This window comes from Companilactobacillus zhongbaensis (assembly GCF_003946515.1).
Taxonomy (GTDB): Bacteria; Bacillota; Bacilli; order Lactobacillales; family Lactobacillaceae; genus Companilactobacillus; species Companilactobacillus zhongbaensis.
In genome coordinates this window covers 1-5,121 of record NZ_RHOM01000060.1, presented here as the reverse complement: position 1 = coordinate 5,121, position 5,121 = coordinate 1, and the positions used below count along the sequence as shown (strand labels likewise).

General features: G+C 33.3%; 6 protein-coding genes and 2 pseudogenes. 2 read left to right on the top strand and 6 right to left on the bottom strand.

Going from position 1 to position 5,121, the window contains the following annotated elements:
• Positions 1 to 326 (bottom strand): annotated as a pseudogene (locus EKM69_RS12070) (site-specific integrase); the annotation flags it as partial.
• A 103-nt stretch (positions 327 to 429) separates the two neighbouring features.
• On the opposite strand from EKM69_RS12070, the gene EKM69_RS12065 reads away from it, so the two are divergent.
• Together EKM69_RS12065 and EKM69_RS12060 are read left to right on the top strand one after the other, a co-directional pair.
• The gene (locus EKM69_RS12065) at positions 430 to 708 is read left to right on the top strand and encodes a plasmid mobilization protein (RefSeq protein WP_003625288.1); all 279 of its coding nucleotides are present in this window, start codon (positions 430 to 432) and stop codon (positions 706 to 708) included.
• The gene (locus EKM69_RS12060) at positions 698 to 1,000 is read left to right on the top strand and encodes a type II toxin-antitoxin system YafQ family toxin (RefSeq protein WP_015474715.1); all 303 of its coding nucleotides are present in this window, start codon (positions 698 to 700) and stop codon (positions 998 to 1,000) included. Before EKM69_RS12065 ends, EKM69_RS12060 begins: the two co-directional genes overlap by 11 nt.
• Positions 1,001 to 1,124: 124 nt before the next feature.
• Here EKM69_RS12060 and EKM69_RS12055 read toward each other — a convergent pair whose 3' ends face one another.
• The 5 genes and pseudogenes from EKM69_RS12055 to EKM69_RS12035 all read right to left on the bottom strand — a co-directional run.
• Entirely contained in the window at positions 1,125 to 1,883 is a 759-nt protein-coding gene (locus tag EKM69_RS12055) for a hypothetical protein (protein ID WP_105923941.1), read from the bottom strand.
• Between the two features lie 468 nt (positions 1,884 to 2,351).
• A complete protein-coding gene (locus EKM69_RS12050; protein WP_225423894.1) occupies positions 2,352 to 2,726 on the bottom strand; it encodes a DUF536 domain-containing protein in 375 nt (124 codons plus the stop codon).
• A gap of 32 nt (positions 2,727 to 2,758) precedes the next feature.
• Positions 2,759 to 3,709: a replication initiation protein gene (locus EKM69_RS12045; RefSeq protein ID WP_125711339.1), complete on the bottom strand. Its 951-nt coding sequence runs from the start codon at positions 3,707 to 3,709 to the stop codon at positions 2,759 to 2,761.
• Positions 3,710 to 4,428: 719 nt separating this feature from the next.
• A complete protein-coding gene (locus EKM69_RS12040) occupies positions 4,429 to 4,641 on the bottom strand; it encodes a hypothetical protein (RefSeq protein ID WP_010625629.1) in 213 nt (70 codons plus the stop codon).
• A gap of 355 nt (positions 4,642 to 4,996) precedes the next feature.
• Positions 4,997 to 5,121 (bottom strand): annotated as a pseudogene (locus tag EKM69_RS12035) (site-specific integrase); the annotation flags it as partial.

The window sequence follows — 5,121 nt, the reverse complement described above, 5'->3', positions numbered from 1 at the left end:
GAAGGAAAGAGCCATTCAGAATCCAGCTTATGATCAAGCAGCCATTGACGGTACAATAAGAGCTCTGTTTGAACAGGTTTAAGGTACAAGGTATTAGGTTTACCAGTTTTTCGGTCATGAATAAACGCATTTTGTTTAATAGAACCGTCCGGATTAAAAATATCGGCCTGTTTTAAGCCCATAACGTCACTCACTCGCAGTAGCGTCGCTTTACCAACTTGAAAAATCGTATAGTTACGTCGGCCAGCTTTAAAATTATTGAGTAACGTATCTTGAACCTCTTTAAGAACGTTTGAATCTTTGATGGGTAAGACAACTTGTTGCATAAGCTGTTAGTTCCTTTACTTTAAAATTAATTTAGTTGCAGAAAACCTAAAAATCGAATATTATAATGTAGTACGATGGTAAACTTAAAGGAGGCGGATTAGAATGAGTAATACTATTATTAAAAACAAGACAATTTCAACTCGTGTAACACCTGACATTAGTGAACGGGCTAAAGCTAATCTAGCAAAACAAGGGCTAACCGTTTCTGAGTATATACGCTTATCGTTAGTTAAAGCGGCCAATAATGAAGTTCGATTAGTCAGCTTTTTAGATTCTCCGGAAGCCTTAGCCGCTAAAAAAGAAGCAGAAACAGGGCAGGTCAAAAACATTGGTTCATTGACTGACTTTGAAGATTGGATCGATAAGTTAGATGCAAATTAAACAGACTAAATCTTTTGAACGTGAATTAAAAAAACTAGTCAAAAAACATTTCCCAATAACTGTCTTGAAGCCTTGTTTAGAAGCAATTGTTGAACAAGATGTACTTGTTTTGAATCAGATTAAAGATCATGCATTAAAAGGAAATTGGCGTGGTTATCGTGAATTTCACCCTGCCAGATATGGAAACTATGGCAAAAATTATGACAACTGGATTGTTATTTATCAGCTAGATCATGATGAATTGATTTTGTTATTGGTTGCAACTGGCTCCCATGAAATCTTGAATCAATAGCTATAGTTTAGGGGCACTTATTAAGAAATAAATTAAAATAACCCCCAATATCTACATTATAGATATTGGGGGTTATTTTAAAAACGTTTTTGAGGGGTTATTTGTTAAAAATAACTCCTGATTTTTATTTTCTTAAATAAGTTTGATATAAATCAACCAATAATTTTATTTTTTCTTTTGTTTTTGTTGATTCACTACCGGATATTTCTGTTTCAAGAAGTAACTGTGTAATTTCATCTATTTTAGAACCATCAACAGCGTCTATGTCAGTATAGGCAGTTTGAGAATCGCTTATATCTGAAATCATATCCTTTTCAACACTTAAAATTATTATAGGATTATTGATTTTGTACTTTATATTGGACTCAAAGAATCTGTAAGTGATATATTTATTGTCTTTTTTAAATATTACATATGCTTGAAGTTTATAATTTATTTTTTCTAGTAGCTTTATAGATTCTTGAGTTTTTTCATTTATGATTATGGGACTGGTTGGTAACAACACAGTAGTAGTTGATTTTCCTAGTCCTTTAAGTCGACGAATTAATCCAAGGTCAATAAGTTTAGTATTCCAGTTAGTTATAGATTTGGTAGTTGTTTGTAATTTCTTTGCTAATGCATCTATTGACCAAAAAGAACTTCCCCGATCATTGTTAGCTTTTAGTACATATAGAATATATAGAGAAAGCGGACCGGATTTGAGTAGAGGTAGGTAATTTGATATATCACTTAAACGTGCAAAAGCAACTTGCGCTTGTTTGTATCCATGATTAACAAAAAGGGAATACAATTGTTCATATTCTTGTATGCTTCCTTCGTAGCCAGTCTCTGCTTGATTCTTTTTTATGAGAGATAAAGCATCTTTATTTGATTTATTATCCATAATGACTTTCCCTTTCTTTTTCTATAATTTTTTTCTGCAATAAAGAACATTACTGCAATAAGTTCCTAAGAGCTGATGTGTATAGTCTCGTATAGTAAATATTATAGTTTTATATAGCCTAGTATAGTCCTCGTATAGTCTTATGTATAGTTAGATGGTAGAAAAACGTTGATATCTGCAAAAAAATACGACCACCATAGAAAACTAATTCTTTTAGCTTTCTATGGTGGTCGTATTTTTTGTAGATTATGTGGTAAAATAAATGTGTCTTAAGGAAAAGTCAGGCTTTAAGATACATTAATGATTGGATCTGATAATATTAACAAATATGTTGAACAGGCCTAAAGTTCAATTGATTGCAGTCAATTTTTTGCAGGGCCTATAAAACAAAGCTAAAATGTTTATGAGCTTGAGTTGTAAAAATAAGCATCTTCCTATAAGACATGATAACATTTTTTTTAAATGTTATCATGTCTTATTTTTTAACCAAAATTTCCACCAAGCGTTACTTTTTTGTTTTAAATTTAAATTATCATATTTAATTTTTATAGAAGTAGTGGTCTCAAGTTCTTCAACCTTCTTTTCAGTCATCAATTGTAGTTGTTGTGATTGATCCAATAATTTTTGCATTGAATTTAATTGTTCATCTTTTTCTTTAATTTGGCTATCTTTGATTGCCAATTGTTGGTTGAGCAATTCTATTGTATCTGTATTCCTATTACCAGCGTTACTAGTAAATGCTTTCTCTCTTGGTTCCTGGTTGTTGCCACCATCGAAATGCTTTTTTAACAGCAAATAACCTGAATTGGCAACAACTAAAGTTTGTACTCCGTTCCTAGTCACAGTTTGTACATAGTTTGCCCTAAAGTTTGCATCTAATTTTTTCCTAATTGCTTGTTTTGATACACCAAATTCATCAGCAAGTTCTCTAATAGTTGTCTTGCTTGATCTCTTATTTTTTTATCGTGCTCGGCCTGTTTATCAGCCAATGCTTGTTTCTCAGTAGAGCCTAAAGTTAACCCCTTAACCTTGTCAATGGCGCGCCATTTTTCCTGCTCTGTTAATTCACCATTATGCTGAATATTGAAAAGTTTTTGTCGTTCATCTTGTAATTCACCTTGTGAGAAGTCATTAGCGCCTTTCTTTTCTGGTTTCCAGGTAAATGAATACCCTATTACTGGTTTTCCACGTCCCTTGCCATATTTCTTTCTAATAGCTAGGCCTCTAAATAATGGTGTTAACTCTTCTTTGATGGGCTTTATAACATACCTATCAATATCTCCTGACTTTTTCCAATAGCTTTTGGGAATATCAAGTAATTCAAAAAAGTCTTCTTTTGATAAAAAAGCATAACCTGTTGTTCTAAAACCCTTTAACAATCTAAAGGCAGTTTTGGCGTAACTGCTTCTAAGATCTCTAAATTCCGCTAAAGCATATCTAACCCATGTATCTAAATTATTAAGAAGTGGCAAAGCATCTTTATATACTTCAACATCTACATAAGGGGAATCAGCTTCACCAACAATGCTGAATTTAGTAAACATAACAAACATCTCTCTATTTAATCCAGATTTGCTACGTCTTCCAAAATGAAGTCCCATTAGTTTTTCATAAGTTCTTTGAATATCATCTTCAAAGCGATTATTTGCAGTTGGTTTATAGTTGCTCAAGTCTTTAAGTTGTTCAAAAGAAAATCTAACTGTTTGATCCCCTTTATCACGCATACGAGAAATAATTGAAAAAAATAGATTCATTTCAATAGGGGTGAATTTACGTAAGGGAATAGTATTAAGTTCTGGATCATATTTTATAAGTTCATTGCTCATAATTACACCTCCATAACTATTATATAAAATCAACGATTGTTTATCAACGATCACTATTAAAAGCCTCGTTGATAAACAGACAAAACCTCGTTGATAAACAGACAAAACCTCGTTGATAAACAGACAAAACCTCGTTGATAAACAGACAAAACCTCGTTGATAAACTTCTGTACGCCCTGGGAGAGTAAGGCTAAATAGGGGTCTAAAAGAGGTTTAAAAGAGGTTTATAAAAGAGGTATATAAGAGGCACCACTGTACGAGATACAAACCTAAAACAAAAAAAACACAAAGGAGTTAGCCAAAAACCGGCTCACATTAAACTCCAGTCGCTACGCTTCTTGCGCCTCACTTCGTTCGTTGCCTAAAAAGGTGTGGCAAGCCACATTAATTCGGGCGCTGACGCCCCGATCCCCGTCCAAGCTGAGCCAGCTTGATCGCTCTTTCACTCGCCGTTAGGCAGGAAAGCAAAGTTTTATAGAAACTTTGGCTTTCGCCAATTCAGTGTTAAGACTGGGTTAGAGCTGTCAATTCCTCATGCTCCCACGCTTTGCTCGTCCGCTACCATTGACAGCAAACAGTTAGTTTTTTGAATCTTAACAAGAACTTAGCTGCTATGTTCGTTTTTTAGGGCCTTATTTTTCGTTTCTAGCAATTTTAAGACTATTCATATACATTTATACCAAAGCAAAACAAAAAGCCCTCAGCAGACTCTTAGAGGGCTAAATAACGAAGCCAGGACGATTAATAATATCTTCTTGTCTTTTTTGCAAAATATAAGTGTATAAGGAATCATACAAATTCTTTTTAATCTCGTCAGGTTCATTGACAGAAGCTTCAAACAATTCTTGAATATCAACTTGCCAAGGATCAGCAAGCATTTCATCAATTGGTTTTAATACTTTCTTTTCGTCAATCTTAATGACTCCTAACATCAAAATAATGCTTTTAGTTTAAATTCACAGATCTTACAGCACCGTTATTCAAAATTTGTTACCAAGCTTATAAAGATTATCTGCACAAAGCAATTAAAAAATTTTGGCTTAAAACAGCGTAATCTGCAACACTTTTTAAATATTTAAAACATAACAATCTTAGTTAGGTGCAAATATAAATTGAATTAAAAATACAGTCAATTCAACAACAGCAGAAATTGATTTTATGGTTATCAGCAGACCGAGTGAAACGAGGTCAATGCGCACTTATACATAGAATTTATTCTATGTTGTGCTAGACCCATTAAAAACCTGTATCAGAAGTCGCCGTTGGCGACAACAAAATCAAACTAATTTACCCAAAATCAATTTGATCTAACATACTTTCGGTACTTGCTTGGTCTAAGCCTAAATAAGCTAAAGTCATTGATTCACTTGAGTGATTTAGTAAGTGCATGACTAGGCCAATATTGTAATTTG

Bases quoted from the DNA above. Each gene is read 5' to 3' on its own strand.
- EKM69_RS12065 (WP_003625288.1), top strand. From the start codon at position 430: ATGAGTAATACTATTATTAAAAACAAGACAATTTCAACTCGTGTAACA.
- EKM69_RS12060 (WP_015474715.1), top strand. From the start codon at position 698: ATGCAAATTAAACAGACTAAATCTTTTGAACGTGAATTAAAAAAACTA.
- EKM69_RS12055 (WP_105923941.1), bottom strand. From the start codon at position 1,883: ATGGATAATAAATCAAATAAAGATGCTTTATCTCTCATAAAAAAGAAT.
- EKM69_RS12045 (WP_125711339.1), bottom strand. From the start codon at position 3,709: ATGAGCAATGAACTTATAAAATATGATCCAGAACTTAATACTATTCCC.
- EKM69_RS12040 (WP_010625629.1), bottom strand. From the start codon at position 4,641: ATGTTAGGAGTCATTAAGATTGACGAAAAGAAAGTATTAAAACCAATT.